The following is a 26916-nucleotide window of genomic DNA, read 5'->3' as shown; positions in this document are numbered from 1 at the left end:
ATCTCCAAGCCGCTGTTTATGGAACCGATTTTGCATGTGTTCCGAGAGGAACCAATTGTTCCCTTCGCTCTTTTGCTAGTAGTCATCTTGACCGTGCCCATCCTTTTTGAGCGGCTGCGACTGCCAGGACTGGTTGGTTTGCTGGTAGCGGGAGTGGTTCTTGGGCCTAATGGGTTGCAGCTGCTTCAGAAAGAATCAGAGACGATGAAGCTGCTATCAGATATCGGGTTAGTTTACCTGATGTTTGTGGCAGGGCTAGAAGTTGACATTGAGCAGTTCCGCAAAACGAAGCATCGCTCTGCCGGTTTTGGCACGTTTACCTTTTTAGTGCCCCTAATTATGGGAACAATCGTGGGGCGTGTATTCAACTTTGACTGGAACGCTTCAATTTTGATTGGCTCTCTGTTTGCCTCCCATACCCTCTTGGCTTACCCGATTGTGAGCCGTCTTGGCGTAGTAGGGAACGAAGCCGTCACGGTGACAATTGGAGCGACCATCTTCACTGACGTTGGCGCTCTACTGGTATTGGCTGTTTGTGTGGGAATTCATGGGGGTGACTTCACGGTTGTGAAGCTACTCACCCTTTTTGGTTCTTTGATTGTCTACTCTGCCGTCATTTTGTTTGGCTTTGACTGGGCGGGTCGAGAGTTTTTCCGGCGCACTGGGCAAGAAGAAGGCAATCAATTTTTATTTGTACTCTTGGCACTATTTCTCGCATCGTTGGGTGCCCAGCTAATCGGTGTGGAAAAAATTGTCGGAGCTTTCCTTGCCGGTCTGGCGGTGAATGATGTTGTGGGGGAAGGGCAAGTAAAAGAAAAGGTGGTTTTTGTCGGAAGCGTCCTGTTTATCCCCATTTTCTTTGTGGATATGGGGCTACTGATTGATATCCCAGCATTTATTAAAACGCTCAGTTCTATCTGGCTGACGCTAGCGATTGTAGTGGGTTTGATTGGTAGTAAGTTTTTAGCGGCTCTGTTGGCTAAATTTGTCTACCGCTACAACTGGCGCGAGATGCTCGTGATGTGGTCGCTGTCGCTGCCCCAGGTTGCGGCAACGCTGGCTGCTACTCTCGTCGGCTACCGGGTTGGACTACTAACGGAAGAGGTTTTAAACAGCGTTATTGTCTTAATGCTGGTGACGGCAACGCTAGGACCGTTGATTACCAGTCAGTTCGCACCCGGATTAATCGTAACGGAAGCTGAGCCACTAGAGAGCGATAAAACTCGGCTGGATGGGGAAAAGGCATCGGCAAGCCATCCTTTTACAGTAGTTGTACCCGTCTACAATCCGCAAACTGAGAAGTATTTGATGGAAATGGCAGCGCTATTGGCGCGGCATGAAGCTGGACGAATTGTGCCTTTAGCGATTACGACAACCAATGCTCAGATGGACGCACCGCAGATGGAAGCTGCGTTCCAACGCAGTGAGATGCTACTTGAGCGAGCCACGGAACTGGCTGGGGAACTGGGTGTGAAAACAGAGCCGTTGCTGCGCCTAGATGACGACATTGCTCGCGGAATTAGCCGCGCTAGCCGCGAACAAAAAGCGAGTTTAATTGTGATGGGCTGGGGCAAACGGACGGGCTTCAGGGCGCGTTTGTTTGGCAATGTGATTGATAGCGTGCTGTGGGCGTCCCATTGTCCAGTTGTGGTGACACGCCTCTTGGATTCACCTATGAATTTTCACCGCATTTTGGTGCCGGTGGAAAACTTGACGGGGCAAGGGACGCAACCGTTACGGTTTGCGAAAATTCTAGCCGATTCCAATCAAGCTCAGGTAACGTTGTTACACGTCTGCAATGCTAGAACTTCGGCTGCTAAGGTAGCGTGGACGCGATCGCAACTGTCTCTTTTAGCCTCAAAGTGGGCACCGGAGACGAACTTTGAGATTGAAGTGATTAAGCATGAGAATGTGGCGCAAGCGATTCTCAATACAGCTCGTTCGTTTGATTTGATTGTATTGCGATCGCTACGATACCGCACTGCGGGCGGTCTGGAAGTTAGCGATATCACGACCCAGCTGGTTCAACATCTCGCTTGCTCTGTGGTGCTGTTAGGGGAGCCGCAACGAACCACCACCGGCGTGCTTCTCCCCAAGCCGTCGCCAAGAGTTGCCAACGATAATGTCTTAACGTGAGTAATTCGTTTCTCACCTCTGCCCCACCCTTTCCTTGTAAGGGGTGGGGTTTGGGGTTTAGGGTTCTTATCTCAGATCCCAGAAGTGTTGCCAAGGGTTGCAAACGTCCCCTGATGCGGCGTTCCCTCTAGTTACTGCCTCTCTTTTTTAGGTCTGCTTCTAAGGCTTCTAGTTGCTTCTTCTTCTGTTCGAGTTCTTGTTCTAAAGTTTGAATTTGTTCGCGACGCGCTTCCATTTCCAAATTTTTGCGAGCTAATTCCTGACTTTGTAAAGTAAGGTCTTGCCGCCAGTGTTCAGCACGTTCGGCTTCCTGCTGCAAAAAAGCGGGAGTAATACTACTTGTCAGGTACTGCTGCACTAAATCCAAAACCCAGTTTTTGGCTTCGTGAATACTTAGAATCTGCTGATTCTCGCCAAGGTCTGCCAGAACCAACAAACCTTCGCTTAAGGATGGAATCTCAGCGGCGGGAACGACAGATTCCTTCTCCACCACTGCCCAGATATTGTCAGAGGTTTGCTCAGCTAGGATTCGCAATTCCAGACTGCCCGATGATTCATTTTTTTGCACTTCGGCAAAATATCGCATTGGTATTTTGTCTTTAAATTAATAAAACTGGGCACCCTAACTTTACGGGCGTATTCTACTTTAAACAACCCTTTTCTTCTTCCCTCCCAAGAAGGAGTGTGTAACCCAGAGTGGGATTCGTAGGGGCGAGATATCTTTGCCCCTACGCGATCGCTTCTACAGTCTCTTCTACAGTTGCGCGAGTCGTTCGCGCAGCATTTCTGCCTGTGTCTCGGCTTCGGCAAGGGCATCCCGCGCTCCCTTGACGACATCAGCGGGTGCTTTATCAACAAATTTGGCATTGCTCAAACGTCCCGAAAGGGCTTTTGCTTCTGCTTCAACTTTGTTCAAATTTTTCTCTAACTTGGCACGCAGAGCATCCACATCTACGACACCAGCCAGGGGAATCGACACTTGCACCGTACCCACGACACCAGCGATCGCTTGTGGCGTATCCGCTTGTGCGGTACTCGCCGGTTCTGGGGGAGAAACGGTGGATGGAGGATTCGTCGCACCAACTTGTTTGGCTTCTGAGACACGGGTTCCGAGAATTTGTTTTGCCACTGTTGCCACCGCAATTACACCAGTGCCCACTAAAAAGAGCAAGGGCAGCAACAGTAAAAATGGCAAGAAAATTGGGCTAATTTTAAAGTTGCCTTTTTCGTTGGCAGATACCGCCTGATTGGGTGTTTCGGCAGATGAAGGCGGCTGTTGTGTTTCGGCTGTCCCTGGGATGGTTAATTCTTCCACCTTCGCCAAGTCTTGAATATAAGACTGCCCAGCCAAGAGGATATGCCGTTCGCGATCGCTTTCAGTTTGCAAGATTGCTGACACCTTCACCCCAGGCTTAATATCTGCTTCTGCCCGTAAGTTGCGAATCGTCCGAATTGTGCCAATCAGCAGCTCAAATTGTTGCTCTAAATCCGGGTTAATGAGTGCTGGATCGGATTTGGGATAAGATTCCAACGCTAAGCTTTTGCCTTCATTCGCTTGAGTCAGCGTATGCCAAATTTCCTCGGTAATGTGCGGCATGAAAGGATGGAGTAATTTTAGAATTCCTTCCAGCACATAAGCGAGAGTTTGCTGAGCAACCAACCGCGAGGAAGCGGGGGCGTCTGGGCGCAGGCGAGGTTTGACCAGTTCAATGTACCAGTCGCAGAAATCGCCCCAAAAGAATTCATACAGTCCCTTAGCGGCTTCACCAAGACCATAGTTGTTGATGTAGTCGCCGGTTTGCTGCACTACTTGATGGTAGCGGGAGAGAATCCAGCGATCGCATAGTTCTAAATCTCCTCCGTTAGTTTTTGTTTCGCCCTCCCCGTTAACGGGGAGGGTTGGGGTGGGGTTCCCCAATTGTTGCGGTGTCTTGCCATCCAGATTCATCATCACAAACCGGGCAGCATTCCACAATTTGTTCGTGAAATTGCGGCTAGCTTCAACCGAAGCCGATTCATCGGTCTTGCGGTTGTACTCCATCCGGATATCTTGACCCGCCCCAGCCACTTCTTTAATTAAGGTGTAGCGCAGGGCATCAGTGCCGTATTTGTCAATCAGCAACAGCGGATCGATACCATTGTTGGCAGATTTAGACATTTTCTTGCCGTTCTCATCCAGCACTAAGCCGTGGATGTAAACGTCCTGGAAAGGCATTTGTCCCGTAAAATGCCCCGCCATCATCGTCATTCTGGCAACCCAGAAGAAGATGATGTCAAAGCCTGTCACGAGGGTTGTGGTGGGATAGTAGGTTGTTAAATCCGGCGTCTGTTCGGGCCAACCCAGAGTCGAAAAAGGCCACAAACCAGAAGAGAACCAGGTATCGAGAACATCTGGATCTTGTTCTAGCTTGACATTTTCTCCAAATTGTGAAATTGCCTTCTCTCGTGCTTCTGCCTCAGTACGGGCGACAACAAACGGCGTTTCGTCGGTAATTGCGTCGCCTGTTTCACTCACCGCATACCAAGCCGGGATTTGATGTCCCCACCACAGTTGGCGAGAAATACACCAATCTTTTAGTTTTACTAGCCAGTCGCGATAAACCTTCGTCCAGCGTTCTGGGACAAACTCCGGTGAATTCCGATCGTCCAGAAACCCTAGCGCCCGGTCAGCGAGAGGGCGAATTTTGACAAACCACTGAGTTGAGAGGAGGGGTTCGACCGGGACTTTCCCGCGATCGCTATAAGGAACCTTATGCTTATACTCCTCTACTTTCACCAGAACGCCGTCTGCTTCCAGTCGCTGCACCACATTTTTCCGGGCAACAAAGCGGTCTTGCCCCTGAAATTCTCCGGCATTTTCGTTTAAAGAGCCGTCCTTATTCATGATGTTGATAAACGGCAAAGAGTGACGCTGACCCATTTCAAAGTCATTGGGGTCATGGGCGGGTGTCACCTTCACGCAACCCGTCCCGAAAGCCGGATCGACCAATTCATCGCCAATAATCGGAATTTCTCGCCCCATAATTGGCAGCGTCAGCATCTTCCCAATCAAATGCTTGTAGCGGTCATCGTTGGGATTCACCGCCACCGCTGTATCGCCCAGCATGGTTTCGGGGCGAGTTGTGGCTACTTCAACATAGCCGTTGCCATCGGTGAGGGGATAGCGGAAGTGCCACAGATGCCCGTTGACTTCTTGATTATCCACCTCCAAGTCAGACACGGCAGATTGACTTGCGGGACACCAGTTCACCAGGTAATTGCCGCGATAAATGAGTCCTTCCTCATACATTTGGATAAAAGCTTCCAACACTGCTTTGGATAAGCCTTCATCCATCGTGAAGCGTTCCCGCGTCCAATCTACTGAGACACCCAAACGCCGCAGCTGATTAACAATGGTTCCCTCTGATTCCGATTTCCACTGCCAAGCCCGTTCTAAAAACTTCTCGCGTCCCACCTCATGGCGAGTTTTTCCTTCTGCCTTCAGTTGTTTTTCCAGTACGGCGTTCACTGCGATACTGGCGTGGTCGGTTCCCGGTACCCACAGAGTGTTGCGTCCTTTCATCCGGTGGTAGCGCACGAGGGTGTCAATTAGGGAACTCTCAAAGGCGTGTCCCATGTGCAAGCTACCCGTGACGTTGGGTGGCGGAATCACGATGCAGTAAGGTTCGCCTGGATGATTCGGGTCGGCTTTGAAGACTTGGTTTTCTTCCCAGAACTTCTGCCACTTGGTTTCTGTCGTAGTGGGGTCGTATTGGCTGGCGAGGGCGGGGATTGTTGCGGTCATGCTGGGAAGAATAAATGAAGACGGCTTTACATAAATTTTGCCATACGGTAGGGAAGGGTATATGAGAACGAACCGCCAAGACGCCAAGGACGCCAAGAGAAGAGAGCCAAGTGAGGAGGTGGATAAACTTGCGTATGCTGTGATAGGTGCGGCGATGGAGGTGCATCGAGTGCTGGGGCCGGGATTTTTGGAGTCTGTGTATCAGGAGGCGTTAGAGGTAGAGTTTCGGTTGCGGGGAATATTTTCTAAACCTCAGAAAACGCTAGCTGTGACCTATAAAGGTCATCAAGTGGGTGAAGGCAGATTAGATTTTCTGGTTGGTGATGTCCTAATTGTTGAATTGAAAGCTGTTCAAAACCTAGATCCTATTCACCAAGCCCAAGTCCTCTCCTACCTTAAAATGACCAACTATCCCCTTGCCCTGCTCATCAACTTTAACGTCTCCCTCCTCAAAGACGGCATCCGCCGCATCGTTCTCTCTTCCTAACTCTCTCTGCGTCCTCTGCGTCCTTGGCGGTTCGTTAATCCCATGCCCCTTCAAAAAGCAGATGCAATCATTGGCTGTATACTTGGAACTGCTGTAGGTGACGCCATCGGACTCCCTTACGAAGGCTTATCTAAACAACGACAACATCGCCTTTATCCTCAAATAAACAGGCACCATTTCTTCTTTGGTAAAGGCATGGTCTCCGATGATACGGAACACACCTGCATGGTTGCCCAAGCTTTAATCGTTGCGGGTGGGGATGTCCAGATATTTGCGAAACAACTGGCTTGGAAATTGCGCTTCTGGTTACTGGGTCTGCCAGCAGGTATCGGATATGCTACCTTAAAAGCGATTTTGAGGCTATGGCTGGGATTTTCCCCCAATCGCGCTGGTGTTTTCTCTGCTGGAAATGGCCCCGCGATGAGAAGCGCCATTATTGGTGTCTGTTATGGGGACGACATCCAAAAATTACGCGAGTTCGTCAGAATATCCACCCACATCACCCATACCGATCCTAAAGCAGAATATGGGGCTTTGGCGGTAGCGATCGCATCCTATCTTTCCAGCCACCAATCCTCTGTTTTGCCCCAAGATTACTATCGCACTCTTGAAAAAATCCTAGGGGCAGAGGCTGGTGAATTCTTGCAGCTAATTAAAAAAGCTTGCGACAGTGCAGATGCCCAAGAAAGTACAGAATCCTTTACCGCTCACATGGGGGTGGGCACAGGCGTCACTGGCTATATTTATCACACTGTGCCAGTGGTAATTTATGCCTGGTTGAGATCTCAGCAAGATTATCGAACCGCCATCCTAGAAATCATTCATTGCGGCGGGGACACAGACACCACAGCAGCAATTTTAGGCGGAATTATCGGGGCTTCTGTAGGCAAAATCGGCATTCCCTCCGTGTGGCTTGATGGTCTCTGGGAAATGCCGAGAAATATTACTTGGATGGAAAGATTGGGAAGCAGATTAACTGAGGTTTCTGAGCGAGGTGTAGGGCAACGACCCTTGTTTCTGCCTTTGTCTGGTCTTTTCCTGAGGAATCTGTTTTTCATGCTTGTGGTGATCTTGCATGGATTCCGTAGGTTATTACCACCCTATTGAGTAGGATTCACTTATTCCCCTAGTTTTAGCAAACCATGCCGGACACCATAAAATAGCCGATTGAGCATGGTTTGTTCTTCTTCATCCAGCCAATCTTTAGTGAGCAGGACAGTTTGCAGCTGGTACTGGTTCACAGGAGTAATCCGGCGGGAGACGAATATCTGAGCAACTAGATCCTCGATAGTCACTTGGGTCGGAAAAAACTCAGCTGTCATGGTCAGATCAAGAATTTGATATCTCTACTCTCAGCTTTTTCCGAACCATCCCCAGTGATGCAAGCTAGAAAAAATTGTGACAACACCTTAATAACTAAGTGATCCCGGTCATTTCTGGAGTCATGAGGAAGTGCTGTCTCAGATTTTCAAAAACCACTTTTGGCGATACATTGCGTACAGAATCGCCCACCAGAACAGCAATGTCACGATGGCGAACAATAAAGAGGCGTTCATCGCTCCCGCCCAAGACACAAAGGCATTCTCATAGATCCAGTTATAAGTAGTTGGGGCGGTTTCGCCGGTTCCAACGTGGGTTTTAGCCAGGATTTTAATCAGCACAACTGAGGCGACGAACGCGAAGATAGCGTTTAACCCCATAACTTCAAACGGCTTTCCCCATCGACGGAACTTCCGCACTTCCATCAATTCATAACAAGCTGCCAGCAACAGCAACGCCCAACCAGTTGTGAAAAGCACAAAAGAACTCGTCCACAGTTTCTTGTTGATGGGAAACGTTAACCCCCACGCCCATCCAGCGACTAGGCAAGCAATGCCAAACAAAACCAAGCCGATACTGGTGCGTGACTGTACTGGTTGGGTGCGTATCCAGTCAACCGTAAAGTAGCCGGTGAGGACGGTGACAACTGCTGGAAGAGTGCTGAAAAGACCTTCAGGATCTCCCATTGAGTTGAAATTATCTCCCTTATACAGATGCGCTGTGCCAATAATCAGGCGGTCAATATAAGCGCCAAAATTCCCTTCCCTCGTTAAGACACCAGCTCCATAATCGGGAACCGGGATCAAAGACATCGCCATCCAGTACCCAATGAGTAGCAGTGCTGCGAGTACCCACTGTCCTTTGCGTGGCACGTTAAGAACTATCAGAGCAGCCACCAGGTAGGCAAGGCTAATCCGCTGCAAGACGCCCATGATGCGGATGGAGCTGAAGTCATAATTCCAGAAGCCGTTCAGCAGCAAACCAAGAATAAAAAGAATCGCCGCTCGGCGTAAAATTTGTCTATAAACATCGGCACTAGGGGGGTTCCCTTCCGCGTATTTGGAAAGGGAAAAGGTCATTGCCCCGCCGACAATAAATAGAAAGAAGGGAAATACCAAGTCTGCCAAGGTGCAGCCGTGCCATTCTGCGTGTTCCAGGAAAGGATATACTTGGTCGGCAACTCCCGCCTGATTAACTAAAATCATTCCCGCAATGGCAATACCTCGAAATACATCGAGCGAAGTCAAGCGCATAGTAGAGTTTCCAGAAGCAAGACATTAATAAATAACAGAGTGATAGGCATCACTCTATCGAACGAAGACGTTCATCTTGTCGCTTAGAGTAACATCACAGGGAAGGAAATCAAAATAATTCCCGATTAATTAAAGAGTTGTAGGAGCTTGATGCTAGCTCTAGCCGTTCAAGCTTATACTAGGGTTACGAAACTGCTCGATAAAATTTTGGTATCGCGAATTACTCGTACTAACCTGCAACAACTAAGCGCGGCGGTGTTGCAGGCTTTCTTGAAGGAAGTCGAACATATTCTGATGGACGGAATACTTTCCTGTGGTTGATATAGATTGCTAATGTTCAAAAATTAAGCAATTGTTTTTTAGCATTTTATTCAGTTGATTTAAGGATGATAATTTATAGCCTTACCTTAAAATAGGATAAGATAAGTCTTATCCAGAAATATTTTTTTGTCGCAGGAGGTGGATGAAAATAGAAAAATTTATGAAGATAGCCCTGGAAGAAGCAAAGCTAGGAGATGCTCCTTACGGTGCAGTAATTGTTAAAGACAATCAAGTAATTATTAAAGCGCACAATACTGTCGAAACGGATAATGACCCAACTGCCCATGCAGAACTTAACGCAATTCGGTGTTTAACAAAAGAAATAAAAAATCCTTCTTTAGAAGGTTATACCTTGTACACAACTTGCGAACCGTGCCCAATGTGTACAACAGCTTGTATATGGGCAGGGATATCTGAAATTATATTTGGAGCTTCCATTCAAGACTTAATTGAGGCTGGTGTTCCCCAGCTTGACTTATCTAGTGAAGAAATTATTAAAAAAGGGTCTAAGAGAATAAAAGTGACCAAAGGAATTCTCAAAGAAGAAGCTCTACAATTATTCAATCATTCATGCGGCTAGGTTTATTGGGTAAAGGCAGCTTAGCCGAGGTGGGAAAATTCTTGTGACACGCTTACCCACTGATGATACCCCTTAAAAAGGGGACTTTGAGTGGTTCGGTTCCTTCCTCTTTAAGCTTCCCTAAGGCAGGGTGGTTTCATGTATTAAAAGAAAATTATGTAGCGTTGATTTTGGTTGGCGGTAGGGGCTTTTTGATTGCCATGCCCCTACAAAATGTCGCAATGCCTCAATATTTTCTAAGGGTTGTATGAAACCACCCTGCTTTTTAAACTTCCTTAGGGGGAGCGGATACTCTCGGATATTAGGAGGGACATCCTCTTCCGCAGGATTTCGTTAACGTGCCACTTCAGCAGCAATTAAAGGTAAAATTTACAGTTTTCTAAATAAACCTTAATTCAGCTCATTTAGAAAGCATATCAATTGGCAAACCCTCTTCTGTCCTTGCGAAGGTAACAGAAGAGGGTTCGCTGTGGAAAATCAAGAAAAATTAAATGGGGTGATTCCGTCTAGGAGGAAGCGTTTCCGAAGAACCGATATTTCTTTTAAAGTCAATTCGTATTTTCCCTGAAATAAAGATGTAAAAATTATTAAATTCACAATTTTATTAATTTGACTTTATTATAACTTTATTTAAATAAACGTATTCTGGTTTTAGTGAGCAAAGCATCTACAAAATAACAAGTTATGAAAAAGCTTTTGATGTTGGTAGCGATCGCGCTGTTTGTTCCATTCTTTGCCCAGCGCTCCGAAGCCACCACGATGCTTAAGGTGTCGCAAGAATCTAAACCGGGTTTGGGTGACTTTGATAGTAATATTTTGGGGTTTGTTGAAGCTTTTAGCACAAATAAAACAGCAGCCAATTACTACCAGTATAGCAAAGGTTATAATTCATCCTTTAGTAACCCAGTCCTGAGTTTAACCGCTAAGCAATCTCACCTTTTTTTTGTAGATGCTATTGATGGTCTATCACTGTTCATCGTTCATTCTAAGCCGGGTAATCCAACAGGTGGAGCGGCTAAAATGAGCTTTAACTTGTTGGGAGATACGGCAGAATTAAAAATTGTAGACGATTTAGGTGAGGCAACTGCAAATTCCACTGGCACTGTCTTTACTTCAAATCAGAGCTGGGGGGTTTGTTGCACTGATGGTTTAGCCATTGGTTCGCTTGACAGCAATTGGGAAATGTTGGTGCAATTCACTACGCCGCCTAAAGAGTTGAACAGCTGGCAAGTGTATTCTTCATCAACCTCGTCAAAAATTTCTCTCTCGCTGCAAACAGGGCGTCGAGTAAAGTTAAACGTTGCACCCGTATCTACACCTGAGCCTTCAAGCATGAATTCCTTAGTTTTTGCCGGGTTAGCACTGGCTGTACGTCGTCGCACTCAGGGCGGTATTTTGTAATGGATAATTTGTATTTTTTATCAGACTTCTAGGTATGGGGTTATCTTTATCTTTATACAGTCAGCAATGGTTTGGATTGATAAGGTTCTATAAGCTACAAAAAACGGGAGCATCCCGCTTTTGTAAAAAAGCCACAAACGGTCAATCAATTCTAGAGTTGCTCGATCGATCGCCAAACTTGCGAATGATACTCGATAAAGTGGGGAAAATTTTCCTTCAGTTTTGATGGGGCATCAAAAACTGGCATCTGGAGAGTCTTGGGAATACCCCCTCCCCCTGGATTTTGAGCTGCGACCGGATCGGCTAAGATATCAAGGCACACGTAAAGGGTAACAACGTGGGGAAACGCCGGTGCAAATCCGGGGCTGTGCGGCAGCTGTAAACGAGGTGACTCTCGGAAGCCAGAATGCCTACTTAGTACTACCTTCATACAGTCTAACTTCCTGCCTTGCACGGGAAAGGAGCAATCAAATTGATGCCTAGTATAAATTCAACCGATCTGATGGGACTGCAATCCCCTACTCCCCAGTCGATTCAATTGCCGCCGCTACCTTTGCGTCGTCCGTTGTTGATGGTTGGTCATGGCACCAAAGATGAGGATGGACGGCAGAGTCTTCTAGATTTTGCCGATGCGTATCAAGCGTTAGACCCGTCGCGTCCTGTTTTACCTTGTTTTCTAGAACTCACTACCCCCACGATACAGGAGGGGGTGGATCGCTGTGTAGAAGAGGGTTACACGGAACTCTCTGTATTGCCGATTTTGCTATTTGCAGCTCGACACAATAAGTTTGATGTTACGAATGAGTTAGACCGGGCAAGGGTTAGACATCCCCAGGTGAAGTTTTACTATGGGCGTCATTTTGGGATTACGCCAGGGATTTTGGATTTGTGGCGATCGCGTCTTTCGGAATTAGACCAACCCCAGTACAATCGCTCAGAAACGGTTCTGCTCTTTGTCGGTCGGGGTTCCAGCGATCCTGATGCGAACAGCGATGTTTATAAGCTTGCCCGGATTCTGTGGGAAGGTAGCGGCTACGCCACCGTTGAAACTTGCTTTATCGGCATTACCCATCCTCGCCTAGAAGAAGGGTTCCGCCGTGCTAGACTCTACGAGCCAAAACGCATTATCGTCCTGCCGTACTTCCTATTTACCGGAGTCTTAGTTAAAAAGATTTTCGACATCACGGCGCAACAACAGGAGCAATACCCGGATATTTCCATGACTTGCCTACCAGAAATGGGCATTCACCCTCAGTTGTTGTCTGTATTAAGAGAACGAGAAATTGAGACGCAGTTGGGGCAAGTGCAAATGAATTGCGAAATGTGCAAATTCAGGATAGCAGCCAATAGCAGTAGTAACGGGCACACTCCCGCCCACGATCATTCTCATCATGGGCATGGACATGGGCATGGGCATGGGCATGGGCATGGGCATGGTCACGATCATGGTCACCCTGCTGAAGATCCATACAGAAATGTAGAGCAATATCACCAAAAGATTTGGCAAGCGCCTTGAATATTTGATAAGTAGTCATTAGTCAGTTGTTATTAGTCATTGGTGTCACTCGCAAAGAACTTAGAACTAATGACTACTGACACCCAACTACTTCATTACCTAAAAACTGATGTCTAAAGAATTTGTAATTGGTGAGCGAGTCCGTGTGGTAACGTTGCCGCCTTACGTTAAAACAGCGGAACCGATGCCGATGCTGCGTCCTCCTGATGTGATTCAGCTTGGGGAAGAGGGGGTTGTTGTTGACCGGCGTCCAGGGGGATATTGGAGCGTCCGCTTTGCCAGAGGAGTTTTTTTGCTGGATAGCCAGTTTATAGAGTCTGTGCAGGCGATCGCTGATACCGAATCAGAGACAGAGGCAACTGATGTGCGATCGCACAACGTATCGCTGGAGCAAAAATATATCGTTGATCCCAGCTGAGTCAGAGGCGATCGCGTGTCTTCAAAACGAGGCGTTCGCCTAGCGCTGACCTGTCAGTTCGCACCTCAACAATCGCTAACCCCGATTAAATTACTTCCGCTTTTTCTGGTTTTTCTTGCGTGACTCCTTGGACATCTTTTTTTTAGACTTGGCTTTGGGATCGCTCTTGCCAGGGCGAAAGCCTTTTGCTTCCTGAGAAATTGATGAACCCGTGAAGCCAGAATCGCTGACCCCCTTTCTTTGAAAGCTCTGGTTAAATTCTTTCTTCGGTAATTCTTCAGGCGACTTCAAGCCCAATCCCACCTGCACATCATCCCAGTCTCCTACCAAGAAACGATCCACGGTATCAGCAGCAAAGACACGCTCTATCAGCGGCGCGGACTCTACCGCCTTCAGATCGACCAGGGAACCTATGAGAAAGCTATTCAATTCTGAGCCGTTTTCTGCAAACGATTCCAGTTGATGGGTGAGAATCGCAACACACTCAGGACGAGCCTCAGGATGATCGATTGCAATGTCTTCCAGACAGTTAAGAGCCGTTGTGCGGGGGAATATCGCCTGAGAGGTATCCGCTAGATAAGCCGCCAGAGCCGGAATCGCGGCTTGCCCGATCATGCTATAGACTAATGGCAGTTCTTCGGCAATCCATTCCCAATAGTTGCTTTCCTCTTTCTCAAACAAGCCCATGAGCGGCTCAATGCCAGCCTCAGCGCGGAGTTGGCCCAATGCTCTCCAGGCATGAATGGGTGCCCAGGATTCGAGCGTGTCTTCATCATCCCGGTATAACTCGTTGTCTGTTGCCATGCGGATCAAGTTAGGAATGTCCGTGGGGGCAATACCGAGTTCCAGATAGTCAGGCCAATTGTCAAAGTCCATCTCGGCGCAATTGCCATAGGTGAGCAGCTGGTTTACTGGTGGTGGATAACTCTCTATGCTCATCTCAACCCCTTTGTTTTCATCTCGATTGCTTCTCCCTAGATTCACTTGAGCTTTGGCACCCTCAAGTCCTCATCTCTATCACGATACCGAGGATGAATCAATATAGATAATTAGTCGCGGGATAGCGAAGCAACGTTACTCTCAAGCGTGCTTCGCCTTCATTAATTCACCGCTACTAGGTGAAAAAGTGAGTTGGGAGGGGAAGATCCCCGGTGCGATCGCCCTCTTGTATTCTTTTCTCTGGCTTCTTCGCAGTTGGTTTAGTTCCTGTGCCTTTTTAGGGTGCGGATGATTGCCTCGCGCTAACTTCTCGAACTAAACGGTCTAGTGCAAGTTGCATCTGGGTACAAACTTTTTCATAGCAAGCATTCACATAAGCGCGATCGCTCGCTGCTGCACGACCATAGCGTTCAAACACAATTGGGGCTAGGACGCGGGTATGAATTTGCACTGGTAGCGGAAAATTCGGGATCGGGCCAATTGCCACTCCCCAAGGCAACCCTAAATAAAGTGGAAATACACCCGTCTCAGCATCTAACTTCCAGGGAAAGCCCCATTCATGCAGTTGTCGCACTTGCTGGTAGAAATCGGCTAGAACAATCAGCGTCTCGTGGGCACCATGAGAAATAATCGGTACAATTGGCGCTTCTTCCCGCAGTGCCAGTTTGATAAATCCCTTACGCCCTGCTAGATGAATTTGATAACGCTGGTTGTAAGGACGAAACATATCTTCAGCCCCGCCAGGATAGACGAGTACGGCAGCACCCTTCTGGAGGGCAGCGATCGCTACTTTCGGATGCGCGATCAGCGCCCCTACCTGGGCAGCTGGCACCGCGAAGATAGGAGTTTTCCAAGCAGACGGATGCATGAGTCCATAAGCTAAGCGTTCGTAGCCAAACCGGCGGAACCAGTCATACAAAAACATCGAAGTATCGGGCGAAGCCAAACCTCCATTATGGGAACCGACAACCAGCACCTTCCCTTCGGGGGGCATATGATGCCAGCCATCCGTTTGAACCCGAAAATAGTGGCGGTAGAACCATTCCCATACCGGCATCCAAGCTTTAATCACATCGGGATTTCGCTCTTCTAGCGACCAACCATCAAACTGATGACCGGCGGTTTTGCCGTCACTGCCTCTGCTACCCGTAGAAACATTAATATTGTCAAACAATGGTTCTTAACCACCCGAAACTCATAAATTGCGTTCTTTAGGATAATCTGCTGCCGAGTCTATTGGCAAACATTTTCCCTTTTTCTAGCGATCGTTTCCCAATCTTTTTCGGTTAAGGCTCGATCCCCAAACCCTGATTAACAAAAGGGGCAAATTTCCTCCCTTTTAAGGGGCTAGGGAAGGGATTTCTAAGGAGCGAACACCACTAAGGGGACGTATTGCATTACTTGCGCTCTCAGTTTACCTATCTTGCCCTCATTTCTACCTTTTGTGTTGTTTGCGCCTGGAGTGGTTCATTTCTTTTCTGGAATTACCAAGTCTGCAATTAAAGGTCGGTGGTCTGAACCAACATTCGGCCCAGTGCGAATATTCTTGACTTTAATTTCTGGACTGATTAAACAATGATCGATAGGAATGGATAACGCAAAAGAGAAAGGTGGGAGAGTTTGAGAATAAGAAGCTTTCATAGGCCAACTCGGTAGAATCCCAAATCCTTTCTGGGCATTATGCAGCCCAGTTTTATTGATAAATCTTTTGTAATAAGGAGACCACATAGTTATATTTAAATCCCCAACCATTACAACTGGGGTTTTCAATTCTTGTATATATTGGCTGATTTTGTCTAGCTGCTGATTCCGAGAATGAAAGAAGGTAGGTTTGACGGGCGGTAGCGGATGAGTGGCAATCAGGGAAATCAATTGTCCGTTCATCGTAAAGTTGCCAACAATACTATTATTTTTATCTGTCCCAAAAAGATTGATAGAAGCGTTGGTGAGAGGCTGCTTGCTATAAACGGCGATACCTAGATTATAAGGATTAGGTTTTTTAATGGAGTAGGGAAGAATATCAAGAACAGAATCTAATTGTTTTATCCAAGCGTCGTTAACTTCTAAAAAGACAGCAATTTCTGGTTTTTCTTTTCTAACGACAGACAATATTTTTGAATAGCTTTTATTTTGCGTATTCAGATTTGAGCTTAAAATTCGGATAGATTCAATATTATTCCCCGGTTTTGGCGATAGAGAAATATACCAAGGGAGTATCTCTGCCAAAAGTAGAGAAATACAAAATAGGCTAATCAAGATTAAGAGTTTTTTGCGAGTCAGTAAGAGTAAGGCAAATAACACTAACCCTACAATGAGATATTGCAGTTTAAAGTGAGAAAGCTGTTCTAAAAAGATATTCCAGCCAACTAAGCTAAGCAAAGAAAGCAGCGTTATCCCCAAAATCCCCAAGAATAATAAATAGGGAATTACCTTGATGAAGAGATGGTTGTGGGAATTTTTATTCAGCGATCGCATACACAGTGTTACCAGCGCCTCCCTTGAGCGTACCAGGTTGAACGCGGGTGGGGCTAGAGCTGTCTCATCTACATAGACAACTCTATTTTTGCGGAAGATGGGGCCAAATGAGCGCGATCGCTAGCCGTAACGACTCCCCCACCATCGAAAAACGCGCCGTTTCATCCGCCGTCTTCTCCCACTGCAACAACTGCTTTTGGAACGTCTGGTCTTGCTTTGCTCGCTTTACCAGCGCCTGACTAATCATTGTCTTTTGGATTTCTTCGGTCGAGATCCCCTCGTTCTTCAGGAAATTCAACAACCGCTGCACGCTTTCGACCAACTGCTCTGGCGCTTGGGAGAGGATAATCAGTTGGATCTGTTTCACCACCTCTTGATAAATCCGCAGCCGATAATCGGGTGGAGGCGACGGAAGTAACGGTGGCGGTGGCGGTGGCGGTACCTTCAGCGTTACAGGTGGATTTTCTGGGCGAACCTTGATTTCCAGCAGATCCAAGATCGCTTGTCGCTTAGACTCCACCAACTGGAGCATCTCCGGGTAGATCTGCAAAACTCGTTGAGACAGAGTTTTCGCATTCACAAAATGACTCGACGCCAGTTTTAGCAGATACTGCTCCTCCTGGGGTTGGTAAGACTTAATACTGAGTTGCAAGTCAGGAGAATCGAGTTGCACCTGAGCCAAAGTAAACACTAGCGCTTCCCAATTCGGAGCTTCTTTCAAAAAAACTTCTATGGTAGTGGCACCCTCCGCACCCTCCGCGTCCCCGGTGCTATCGTCCTTGCCAAATTCCCCCGGCTCAAAATCCCGACCGATTGGAAAGCGCTCAGTCGGTTTTTTAGTCGCGTAATTAAACCGGGTAAAAACATAACGGCACTCCACCTTAGAAAGATCGACATCCTCAAGATGCCAGTTGCTGATGCAACAGCCGGTCAGTTGCGCTTGGTCCAGATTGGTGCGAATCAGATGACTTTCTAGAAGATAGGCGTCGCCCAAATTTGCCTCGGACATCGTGCAGTCGCCCAGGTATGCCCCGCTCAAATCAGCTTTCCGCAGATCCGCCCCGCGTAAATTTGCCTCGCTCAGGTCGGCACGTAACAAATACACATCCTGCAAGATCGCTCGCAGTAAATAAGCTTTTCGCAAACTGGCTTTGAGTAAATACGCTCCCGTTAAATTTACCCGACTCAAGTCAGCACTATTGAGAATCGCCTCGCTCAAATCGGCACCGATGAGAATTGACCGATGCAAGTCTGCCTCAGTCAAATTTGCCGCCCGCAAGTAGGCGGAACTGAGGTCGGCTTCCGTCAAGTTGGTGCCGACTAAAATTGCATCTCGTAAATTCGCAGCTTCTAGATGCGCTTCCCGAAGATTTGCACTGCTGAGGTTTGCGCCAACCAAGCTAGCGCGACGGAGATTTGCCTCCATCAACTCGGCTTCGATTAACTGAGTGCCGTTGAGTTTGGCATTTTCGAGATTGATTTGATCCAGCTTCGCCCTACGCAAGTCAGCACCGCTCAAGTCGGCTTCTTGAAGCACCGCCCAGTTGAGGTCGGCGTCTTGGAGAGTGGCTAAACGCAAGTCCACTTTCACCATCCGAGCGCGACTCAAAATTGCCTGGTTAAGATTGGCACCTGTGAGGTTGACACTCCGCATATCGGCTTGGCGCAGACAAGCACCAATCAGCTTGGATTGGTTCAGAGAAGCCCAACTGAGGTTGGCACCGCTCAAGTTCGCTCCGGTTAAGTTTATATCGCGGAGATTGACCCCGCCGAGGCTGGCTCCACTGAGGTCTACATAGGAAAAATCGCGTTCTCCTTGTCGGTACCGATCGAGGAAGTTATGTATTTGCACACCCTTGAAGGATAAAAATTATTAAATTTTAAAAATAAAAAATTTAAAAGGCAAAATTTTTAGGGATTTCCTTCTTTATTTTGCCTTTTAAATGAGTAAAACTTGGCTCTTTTATGGTACCCAGCGCGGATGAAATCCAGCGAAAGGCAGCGCCTCTGGTTGGAGCTGGGCTTGGGGTTGTGCAGCTTCTGGCTGGCTCAGGGGAAGCAGCCAAAGGCCACTGGTCGCGATCGCTTGTCCTTCACTGGTTCTCAAACTGTCTGCCGCGGTTGCCGTCTCGTTGGTCACAACTTGGTCGAACAGCAGCGCTAACCCATCCGGTGCCAGACTCATCTGAATATCCCGCTGGGTGGGCAGGAGCAACAGCGGCTCGATCGCCTTTGCATCCAGAGTCCCTTTCTCTGTCTGGAGGTCAATTTCCGCAATGTAAGGCTGTTCTTGGTACTCTTCTCCTGGCAGTAACTGAGTCAGCAGGCAGTAGAGCGTTTCCTTATAGGGAGCAAACTGACAGTTGAGTATTGAGCCATTTGTTCGCAGCAGTTCTTTCTGTGCGCCTTGGTTGGTGACTAAAAAGAGCGATCGCGTGTAATCTGTATTAAATTTCACCATCGCTGCTGCCGAGCCATCTCTGGCAAAATCCAGCGCCATCCCAAACTTGGGCAGAAAATCTAGCGGTTTGGCTCCTGGTGTCAGCGGCAGAATCGCGATGCCCTCTCCCTGAGCGCTTGCCACCGAGGCACTATCCGGCGCAATCAAAAAATCCCCGCCCGGTTGGTTATTCAGCGGTTGCGGCGGTGCATTCGGTCGGACTACCCACAAGCCAAATTCGGCTGGATTTTGGCTGTTCACCCGCTGAACAACAATCGTTTGCCCATCCGCCGCTAAGTCAAATTTGAGATTCTGGTAATTTTTATTATCTAAAACCAGATTCATTCTGCCTGGGGGATCGAGATCCTTTTCAGATTTTCCTTTGGTTTTGTAATGGAGTCCGGTACTGACGGTGTACAGTTGTTGTGCCAATACACCGGGTTGGTTATTCGTTGCGTCGGTGGCAGAAAACAAAACCTTGTCGCCATCTGGATACACCTTAAAGTCCATCACCACGAGGTCTTTAGGCGTCAGAACAGTTTTTTTGTTTTGGGTGAGGTTGTAGAGGATTAACTGTCCCTGTTCTTCTTTCTCAACGCCCAGGTAGATAAAAGCGCGATCGCGGGTGCGAAACTGACTCGTAAACGGCTGAATTGCCCTTCCTGTTTTTCCTTGAGTCCCCAAGCGCTCTCGCGCCCCCTGTAATTCCACTTTATAGTCAGTGTCATAGGATGCTGGGGAAGTGAGGGTATAAGACATCTTCCGCCCCGCCCAACTGAATTTACCCCCCAAAGGTGGAGCGATTCGCAGATTTGCTTCCACGCTGCTGTGTTCCATCGGGCGGCTAAAGGTGAGGATAAAGGAAGTATCCTCAACACCTATTTTTTCTCCCTGCCAGTTGAAATCCCGCACGCGAGGCCCGGTGACTAAAAAACAGTTCGTGCCGCAGGCATCGCCACCCCACACGACTAGCCCAATCACCACGCTTAGCACCAGCATTAGCGCTAGCGCTAGACGGTCAACAGGTTGCCCCCATTTTCGATTTTCGATTTTTGATTTTCGATTTATCACTGCCTTCGTCCTCGCCAATCTAAAATCTAAAATCGTCTAATAATCATACGGGTTCTTCGGTGCTTCTATTTTTTTGAGGGAGTTTGCCTTGATGGTGAGTTGGCGTTTGTTTTCTAGAGTTTCAGTGATCATCTCACCTTCAACTTCTAACCAAGTATCAGGGGCATAAGCTGTCCGGTTTTCAGTGAGTTTCACTGGCAGTCCCACGGGATAAGCATCTGCGGCACAGCAGGTAATCACAAATTGCGAAATTAACAGATATTGCTCAGAGAGTTTTGGTGGATGGACAACAAATCCCTTTACTTTAACTTTTTGACCCGTGTAGGTATCGGGTTCTGGATTGAAGTTGAGCGTCCGCACCCAGTCCATGAGCGATCGCTCTTCCGGTCTTGTTGAAGAGCGAAATGATTGGGGTTGCACTCGTGTCAAGGTCAAAGAATCGGTAATTCCCCGATCGAGCGCTGTGCTTGAGTTAAAGGCGCGGGGGGCAACCAATAAACCAGCGATTGCCGTCAACAGTAACAATACACTGCTCCAACCAGGAGGAAATAGGGTGATGTGCTGAAGAACTGCCACCGACCGCTTTTCCTTCCGGTTATTTAATATTTTCCCAATCAGTTGCATGGCGCTCAATGCCGCCATAATTAACAAGCAGATGGCAGTGACAACAACATATTTAAAGTAATCTTTGTGAATCAGCAGGTATAACTGACCCGTGAACCAATATTTCAGGAGCAAGGCTCCCCAAGCCGTTAGTGCTAGGACATCCAAGCCGGGAATTATAAATTTTTGAGAAATAATTTTTGGTTGATTGGTCATTGGTAAGGGTACGAATCGCTAATTTAAGACGGGTTGATTGTGAATCGTTCTAGGAATCTGTTTTCCCTGAGCCAATTGCAACTCACCACTCATCTTAGAAAAAGTACGTATACAGGAGAGTCATTATAAAAGTCAGCTGAGCTGCAAGACCAAATAGGTAAAACACAGCTCTGGGTTTGAAAATGGATAACATCAAACCGATGCCTTTGAGGTCAATCATGGGGCCAAATACCAGAAAGGCTAACAAGGAGCCGCTGGTAAATGTTGTGGCAAAGGAAAGGGCAAAAAAGGAATCGACCGTTGAACAAATGGACACGAGAGCCGCTAATCCCATCATCGCAAGGATGGAGGTGATTGGTCCCTGACCCAAGCTGAGGATCAGTTCGCGGGGAGCGAGTACCTGAATCGCCGCTGCGATCGCGCTTCCCAAAATTAACACGCCTCCCAATTCCCGCAGCTCTTGCACTGTATTATCAAGGAACATCCGCAGCTTGAAGGGCAGGGGTTTTGACGTAATCGATTGACCCATCATCCCACCGCCGGAGACGCCAACGGCGCTCATTATCGGTTGCGGTTGTCCCAGCCAAAACGTGCCGGATTTTAACAAGGTGGGAGTATCGTCTTCCCGTGCCCCTTGAGTTTGCATCTGAGGTATGGCGCAAGCGATCGCGGGTTGCAGTAACGGCTTCAGATTAGATTGAACGCTGAAAACCGAGGCAATAATTGTCGCGATCGATAAAGAAAATACCACCCGCAAAACGACAATTTCTGGCTGATCTCGAAACGCTACCCAGGTTGACCAGATGACGATCGGATTAATGGTCGGTGCCGCGAGCAAAAACCCAACTGCCACAGGTGCAGGCACTCCCTGCATTAGCAACCGTCGCGCCACGGGCACGTTGCCGCACTCACACACCGGAAACAAAAAGCCCGCACAACTGCCTACAAATGCCCCCAAAATGGGGTTTTTCGGCATGGCAGAAATCAGCTTGCCCTCATCAATCCACAACAGGAGCAAACCGGAGAGCAATACCCCCAGTAGTAAGAAAGGCATTGCCTCTACCAGCAAACTCAAAAACAAGGTGAAAGCGTTGTGCAGTTGATTCATGCTTTGGATCGTGAGAAGCCTTTTTTAGCTTTATGAGGTTGCCAAGACATTTTAGCGGTTATTACTACTCATCACTAGGGCTGATGAATGTGCTAGTGGACGAACCCGATTACCAAAAGTTGCTCGCTTTCTCCCTTATCTATCGGTTGCTTTACCGTAAATTTACGGAGTTTACCGAACCTTTGTAGTTTGTAACACGGACGATTGCTAGTGAAAATGCTATCCTAAGCTTGAAGTATACTCAAGCTTCCATTGCTGCGTTTTCATGCAGCGGGGTACCCTGTGCTGAACGCATTTTTATCACTTCCTTTGTCATCCAATCGAAGCCAGCAAGACTTGTGTTTAGAGTCCACGCTGCGATCGCTATCGCTTCACGATTGTCAGATTGAATATCATCAACTTGGTTGGGAAGTAACTCAGACTCTTAAAGCCAATCCCCTACTCCCAGGCGTCATCTTGATGAAGCAGGGTCAATTCGCTGGGATGATTTCGCGGCGGCGATTTTTGGAATACATGAGCCGTCCCTACGGATTGGAACTCTTTTCCAAACGTCCCATTGAATGTTTATATCGTTCTGCCGAAACGGAAACTTTGATTCTGAACGGCGATACGTTAATTGTGGCGGCGGCGCGTCACTCTTTGCAACGAGCGGCTGAGTTACTTTATGAACCGATTGTGGTGGAGGTCGCGCCGCAAGTTTATCGATTATTAGATGTACATGAATTACTGATTGCTCAGTCGCAAATTCACGAATTAGCAACTGAACTGCTCACTCAACTTTATACTCATCTGGAAGCAGCAAACCAACAATTGCTGCGCCTTGCCACTTCTGATGGTTTGACTGGGGTTGCTAACCGACACCGTTTTGATAGCTATCTCGATTCCTGTTGGCACCAGATGCAGGCGAGTAATTCAGCATTATCGCTGATCTTGTGCGATGTTGATTTCTTCAAAAAGTACAACGATACCTACGGTCATCAAGCGGGTGATGACACTTTGCGACAGGTAGCGGGTGCCATCCAGCAAGCAGTGCAGCGACCGGAAGATTTAGTGGCACGCTATGGGGGCGAAGAATTTGCCGTGATTTTGCCGCACACATCGCTAGAGGGTGCCCTTCAGGTCGCAGAACGCATCAGACTGACCGTGAAAGCCTTGAAGATAGCCCATGCTTGCTCAGAAAGCGATTACATCACCTTAAGTTTAGGTGTTGCTACGATTTTTCCTAGCTCAACGTTTATGCCTGCAATGCTGATTGCAGCAGCGGACAAAAAGCTTTATCAGGCAAAACAGACAGGACGAGATAAGGCTGAAGGCCATCTGCTTTGCGTACCGCGCGATCGCTCATCCGTTTTTGAGCCATCTGCAACTTCTTGAATACAAATTATTCCGCTTTAGATAAATATATAGAGTTGTTTTAGTTTAGTAAAAAGTGTAAATTATTGTATTTTTATAACAATTAAAAAACCTCTTGAGTCGTCATTTTTTAACCAAAGGTTAATCAAATCTTTAAATCATATTTAAAGTTAAACTAAGGTTTTAGCTGTAAAATTTATAACTTAAATCAGTAGAATGTGGGGATAAAGTAAATTTTGCATCTCCCTATACAGCGAATAAGAACTGATTGAGGTAATTTATGATGGCTTGGCAAGAATCTCCGTCGGAATTATCAGTTCTCCCTCTGTCCCAGATAAAGAACCTCAATTTAGAGTCAACCCTTCAAGAGCTTCCCCTATACGATTTTCAGATAGAAGCCTCTGGTCTGGGGCAAGAAGTTAACAAAGAATTTGAAGGAAATGCGCTGCTACCAGGAGTCATTTTAACGATAGAAAATCAGTTTGCAGGAATGATTTCGCGGCGACGATTTTTAGAACAAATGAGCCGTCCTTATGGACTAGAGTTATTTTTAAAACGACCCTTACAATCTTTATATCAATTCGCCAGTACCCATGTTTTGAAACTTTCTGGCGATACGTTAATTGTAGCGGCGGCAAAGCAGTCTTTGCAACGGCCTCCTGAGTTACTCTATGAACCGATTGTGGTAGAGTTAGCGCCAGGAATTTACCGATTACTAGATGTACATCAATTATTGGTGGCGCAGTCAAAAATTCATGAACTCACAACCGAGTTGCTCAACGAGCAAACGAAAGCTCAGATGTTGCAAACCGAAAAAATGGCGAGTTTGGGACGGACGGTTGCTGAGGTTGCCCATGAGATTAGAAATCCGATTAACTGCATTAATGGTAATTTTGGTTTTGTAGAAACTTATTACAAAAATTTAATCGGTTTATTGGCAGCTTATGAAAAAGCTGAAACTTTGAATACAATCGAAGAATTGAAAGAGGAAATTGAATATGATTTTCTTCTAGAAGATTTGCCTAAGTTGATAGGAAGTATGAAGCTGAGTGCGGAACGATTAACAAAAATCGTTGGCAGTCTGCGAAACTTTTCTCATATGGATGAAACCAAGAGACAGCCTGCTGACTTACACGAATGTATTGAAAGTACCTTATTAATTTTAAATAATCCGATCAAGCAGGGGATTCAAGTAATTAAAAATTATGGTGATTTACCACCGGTGAATTGCTACTCAGGTCAACTGAGTCAAGTATTTATGAATATCATTAGTAATGCGATTGATGCACTCAAAGATCAAGTCGCTGATGGGTCGGATTGGCAACCCCAGATAGAGATTACGACGGAAGTTTTAGAAATCCAAGATTCTGAATGGGTTGTAATCCGGATTGCGGATAATGGGCCGGGAATTCCACCAGAAATTCAGGATCGGATTTTTGAGACGTTCTTTACTACAAAGTCGGTGGGCAAGGGAACGGGATTGGGATTGGCAATTAGTTATCAAATTGTTACTGAGAAACACGGGGGTCATTTATCGGTGCGATCGCGTAGTGTATGTCCAGAGGATTGCTCGCCTTTGGCGTATCCTCCTCCTAGCACCGCCTCCCATAATGGTTCCGTAGTTGAAGCGTTGTCGGTGCCCGTAGCTTCCGCCGTAGGAATAGGAATCGCAGATTCCTATCCCCGGCAAGACAGAATCTATAGTGCGGCTAGCGGATGCGAGGCACCAGCAGCGGCACAGTTGCTAGCTAATTCCAGGGAGATAGAAGATTCACAACCAAGGATGGGCACAGAATTCGAGATCCGATTGCCACTCGGTTAAGGCGCTTGTTCACAATTTTTCTGGAAAATAGTAGCAGAAATTAACCTCAAGGGCAGGTGGAAAACTGCTGAAAATGGTAGTCTATGGTCATAGCTGATTCCAGCTTCACTGCTGCATTTGTGGGCGTTGTGTGTCGGTACCAAACGGATTTATATCACTTCCGTCCTTGTCCCAAGGGAGCGATCGCGACCTCTCTATAGAGTCAACTCTTGGGGAATTGCCGCTGTACAACTTTCTGGTAAAACCCATCTGTCTGGGTGTGGATATTGCCCGGATTTTTGAGAAGCATCCTCTACTGCCAGGAGCCATCTTAGTCGAACAGGGTCAGTTTGCCGGGATGATTTCGCGGCGGCGGCTTTTGGAGTACCTGATCCGTCCTCATCGACTAGAGCTGTTTTTGCACAAACCGCTGCACATCCTCTACAAGTACGCCCACTCTGAGGTTTTAATCCTTCCCGATAGTACGCCGATTTTGATAGCAACCCAGCAGGCGCTGCGGCGATCGCCTGAATTTTTGGCAGAACCTGTCGTAGTGCAAGTGGGAGAATCTGATTATCGGCTGTTAGATGTTCAGGATTTGAATGTTGTTTCTTGGCAAATCCGGGGAATCGAAGCTCAGGTGCGATATGAACGCACCCAAGCTCAGATGATTCAAAGTGAGAAAATGGCAAGCTTAGGGCGCTTAGTAGATGGAGTTGCTCACGAAATTTTAGACCCGGTTGGCTTTATTTGGGGGAACTTAACGTATGTCTCAACTTATACTGAAAACTTGATAGAATTGCTGTCTGCTTATGAGACACATCTGCCGCAGATTCCTGAAGAAATTGCGGCTCTGAAAGAAGACATAGAATTTGATTTTGTACAACAGGACTTACCCCGCTCAATTGCCAGCATCCGAGCCGGAGCAGAACGATTGAAAAAGCTCGTGATGAGTCTGCAAAACTTCTGCCATATTGATGATGTTTATCCTAAGCCTGCCGATTTACACGCTTGTTTAGATAGTATTGTTTTGCTTTTAAAAAGTCGTGTAAACAACGAAATTGAAATTATCAGAAATTATGGTCATTTGCCGCCGGTACAATGCTACGCGGGTCAATTGAATCAGGTTTTCATGAATATCCTGACGAATGCGATTGATGCATTGATTAATCAAGCAGTCGTTCAGCAGTTTACTCAAGATTTTCAAGGAACATCGCCCCCGAATATTCAAGAGAAACCTCGGATCGAAATCACGACTGAGGTTTGTTCGCACAAGGCAAGTCAGACAGGAATTTCTGATTCGCGCTGGGTTTCCATTCGCATTGCCGATAATGGCCCTGGGATGTCTCCTGAAGTACAGCAGCAAATTCTTGAGTCTTTTTCTGTAGAGAAACGCTCTGCTAAAGAAACGAGTTTATCGGTAAGTTATCAGATTGTGACGGCGAAGCACGGTGGAAAATTAAGAATGCGATCGCGTAGTGTATGCCGTTTGGGCGACTCGCTTAGTGTATGTCCTGAGGATTACTCGCGCAGTGGATGCCCAGAGAGCGGATCTCCTCAGGGGTATGCCACTCCTAGCAATTCCAGCGGAGAACCTAAACCAGGCATTGGCACCGAATTTGAGATTTTGTTGCCTTTGGTTTAATTAAAAATTAACAAGCCGCTGTATTTTTAATTGGGCAACTTTCAGGACT

General features: G+C 47.1%; 22 protein-coding genes and 1 riboswitch. Of the genes, 11 read left to right on the top strand and 11 right to left on the bottom strand.

Annotated elements, in window-relative coordinates; translation table 11 throughout:
- Positions 1–18 precede the first annotated feature (18 nt).
- Positions 19–2136, top strand: coding sequence for a cation:proton antiporter (locus NDI44_RS13205; protein ID WP_190411729.1), 2118 nt, complete (start codon positions 19–21; stop codon positions 2134–2136).
- Between the two features lie 127 nt (positions 2137–2263).
- Here the strand turns inward: NDI44_RS13205 and NDI44_RS13200 are convergent, their stop codons facing one another.
- Both NDI44_RS13200 and NDI44_RS13195 read right to left on the bottom strand, forming a co-directional pair.
- On the bottom strand, positions 2264–2722 hold the full coding sequence (locus NDI44_RS13200; RefSeq protein ID WP_190411690.1) for a hypothetical protein: 459 nt from the start codon (positions 2720–2722) through the stop codon (positions 2264–2266).
- Between the two features lie 168 nt (positions 2723–2890).
- Positions 2891–5920, bottom strand: a complete 3030-nt coding sequence (locus NDI44_RS13195; RefSeq protein WP_190411689.1) for a valine--tRNA ligase — start codon at positions 5918–5920, stop codon at positions 2891–2893.
- A gap of 61 nt (positions 5921–5981) precedes the next feature.
- Between NDI44_RS13195 and NDI44_RS13190 the strand changes: the two genes are divergently transcribed.
- Both NDI44_RS13190 and NDI44_RS13185 read left to right on the top strand, forming a co-directional pair.
- Entirely contained in the window at positions 5982–6407 is a 426-nt protein-coding gene (locus NDI44_RS13190) for a GxxExxY protein (RefSeq protein ID WP_190411688.1), read from the top strand.
- 42 nt (positions 6408–6449) lie between these two features.
- Entirely contained in the window at positions 6450–7514 is a 1065-nt protein-coding gene (locus NDI44_RS13185; protein ID WP_190411687.1) for an ADP-ribosylglycohydrolase family protein, read from the top strand.
- An 11-nt stretch (positions 7515–7525) separates the two neighbouring features.
- On the opposite strand, the gene NDI44_RS13180 is transcribed toward NDI44_RS13185, so the two are convergent.
- Together NDI44_RS13180 and NDI44_RS13175 are read right to left on the bottom strand one after the other, a co-directional pair.
- Complete coding sequence (locus tag NDI44_RS13180) at positions 7526–7729, bottom strand: hypothetical protein (protein ID WP_190411686.1); 204 nt, start codon at positions 7727–7729, stop codon at positions 7526–7528.
- Positions 7730–7867: 138 nt separating this feature from the next.
- A complete protein-coding gene (locus NDI44_RS13175) occupies positions 7868–8980 on the bottom strand; it encodes an acyltransferase family protein (protein ID WP_190411685.1) in 1113 nt (370 codons plus the stop codon).
- Positions 8981–9130: 150 nt separating this feature from the next.
- Between NDI44_RS13175 and NDI44_RS13170 the strand changes: the two genes are divergently transcribed.
- The 5 genes from NDI44_RS13170 (at position 9131) to sipA (ending at position 13216) form a co-directional block, all read left to right on the top strand.
- Positions 9131–9301: a hypothetical protein gene (locus NDI44_RS13170; protein ID WP_190411684.1), complete on the top strand. Its 171-nt coding sequence runs from the start codon at positions 9131–9133 to the stop codon at positions 9299–9301.
- Positions 9302–9443: 142 nt separating this feature from the next.
- Positions 9444–9881 (top strand): nucleoside deaminase, encoded by a 438-nt coding sequence (locus NDI44_RS13165; RefSeq protein ID WP_190411683.1) that lies wholly within the window; start codon positions 9444–9446, stop codon positions 9879–9881.
- 684 nt (positions 9882–10565) lie between these two features.
- Positions 10566–11282 (top strand): hypothetical protein, encoded by a 717-nt coding sequence (locus NDI44_RS13160; RefSeq protein ID WP_190411682.1) that lies wholly within the window; start codon positions 10566–10568, stop codon positions 11280–11282.
- Positions 11283–11579: 297 nt separating this feature from the next.
- A riboswitch (cobalamin riboswitch) is annotated at positions 11580–11715 on the top strand.
- Between the two features lie 42 nt (positions 11716–11757).
- A complete protein-coding gene (locus tag NDI44_RS13155; protein WP_190411681.1) occupies positions 11758–12798 on the top strand; it encodes a sirohydrochlorin chelatase in 1041 nt (346 codons plus the stop codon).
- A gap of 109 nt (positions 12799–12907) precedes the next feature.
- Positions 12908–13216 carry a regulatory protein SipA gene (gene sipA, locus NDI44_RS13150; RefSeq protein ID WP_190411680.1) on the top strand — a complete coding sequence of 103 codons (309 nt, stop codon included), beginning with the start codon at positions 12908–12910 and terminating at the stop codon, positions 13214–13216.
- 90 nt (positions 13217–13306) lie between these two features.
- Here the strand turns inward: sipA and NDI44_RS13145 are convergent, their stop codons facing one another.
- From NDI44_RS13145 to NDI44_RS13115, 7 genes are all read right to left on the bottom strand, one after another.
- Positions 13307–14155, bottom strand: a complete 849-nt coding sequence (locus NDI44_RS13145; protein WP_190411679.1) for a hypothetical protein — start codon at positions 14153–14155, stop codon at positions 13307–13309.
- A 277-nt stretch (positions 14156–14432) separates the two neighbouring features.
- Positions 14433–15317 (bottom strand): lysophospholipid acyltransferase family protein, encoded by an 885-nt coding sequence (locus NDI44_RS13140; RefSeq protein ID WP_347276899.1) that lies wholly within the window; start codon positions 15315–15317, stop codon positions 14433–14435.
- Positions 15318–15622: 305 nt separating this feature from the next.
- Positions 15623–16555: an endonuclease/exonuclease/phosphatase family protein gene (locus NDI44_RS13135; RefSeq protein ID WP_348235289.1), complete on the bottom strand. Its 933-nt coding sequence runs from the start codon at positions 16553–16555 to the stop codon at positions 15623–15625.
- A gap of 157 nt (positions 16556–16712) precedes the next feature.
- Complete coding sequence (locus NDI44_RS13130) at positions 16713–18482, bottom strand: pentapeptide repeat-containing protein (RefSeq protein ID WP_190411677.1); 1770 nt, start codon at positions 18480–18482, stop codon at positions 16713–16715.
- Positions 18483–18593: 111 nt separating this feature from the next.
- Positions 18594–20069 (bottom strand): hypothetical protein, encoded by a 1476-nt coding sequence (locus NDI44_RS13125; protein WP_242037012.1) that lies wholly within the window; start codon positions 20067–20069, stop codon positions 18594–18596.
- Between the two features lie 108 nt (positions 20070–20177).
- Positions 20178–20960, bottom strand: a complete 783-nt coding sequence (locus NDI44_RS13120) for a TIGR03943 family protein (RefSeq protein ID WP_190411676.1) — start codon at positions 20958–20960, stop codon at positions 20178–20180.
- A 94-nt stretch (positions 20961–21054) separates the two neighbouring features.
- Positions 21055–22068: a permease gene (locus tag NDI44_RS13115; RefSeq protein ID WP_190411675.1), complete on the bottom strand. Its 1014-nt coding sequence runs from the start codon at positions 22066–22068 to the stop codon at positions 21055–21057.
- 282 nt (positions 22069–22350) lie between these two features.
- Between NDI44_RS13115 and NDI44_RS13110 the strand changes: the two genes are divergently transcribed.
- From NDI44_RS13110 to NDI44_RS13100, 3 genes are all read left to right on the top strand, one after another.
- The gene (locus tag NDI44_RS13110) at positions 22351–23442 is read left to right on the top strand and encodes a diguanylate cyclase (protein WP_190411674.1); all 1092 of its coding nucleotides are present in this window, start codon (positions 22351–22353) and stop codon (positions 23440–23442) included.
- Positions 23443–23701: 259 nt separating this feature from the next.
- Entirely contained in the window at positions 23702–25243 is a 1542-nt protein-coding gene (locus NDI44_RS13105) for an ATP-binding protein (protein WP_190411673.1), read from the top strand.
- A 130-nt stretch (positions 25244–25373) separates the two neighbouring features.
- The gene (locus tag NDI44_RS13100; protein ID WP_190411672.1) at positions 25374–26867 is read left to right on the top strand and encodes an ATP-binding protein; all 1494 of its coding nucleotides are present in this window, start codon (positions 25374–25376) and stop codon (positions 26865–26867) included.
- Positions 26868–26916 lie beyond the last annotated feature (49 nt).

The sequence above is a fragment of the Trichocoleus sp. DQ-A3 genome (assembly GCF_039961975.1).
Lineage (GTDB): Bacteria > Cyanobacteriota > Cyanobacteriia > Cyanobacteriales > FACHB-T130 > FACHB-T130.
Note: the sequence above shows the minus strand (reverse complement) of the source record. Positions and strands in the feature narration are given on the sequence as shown.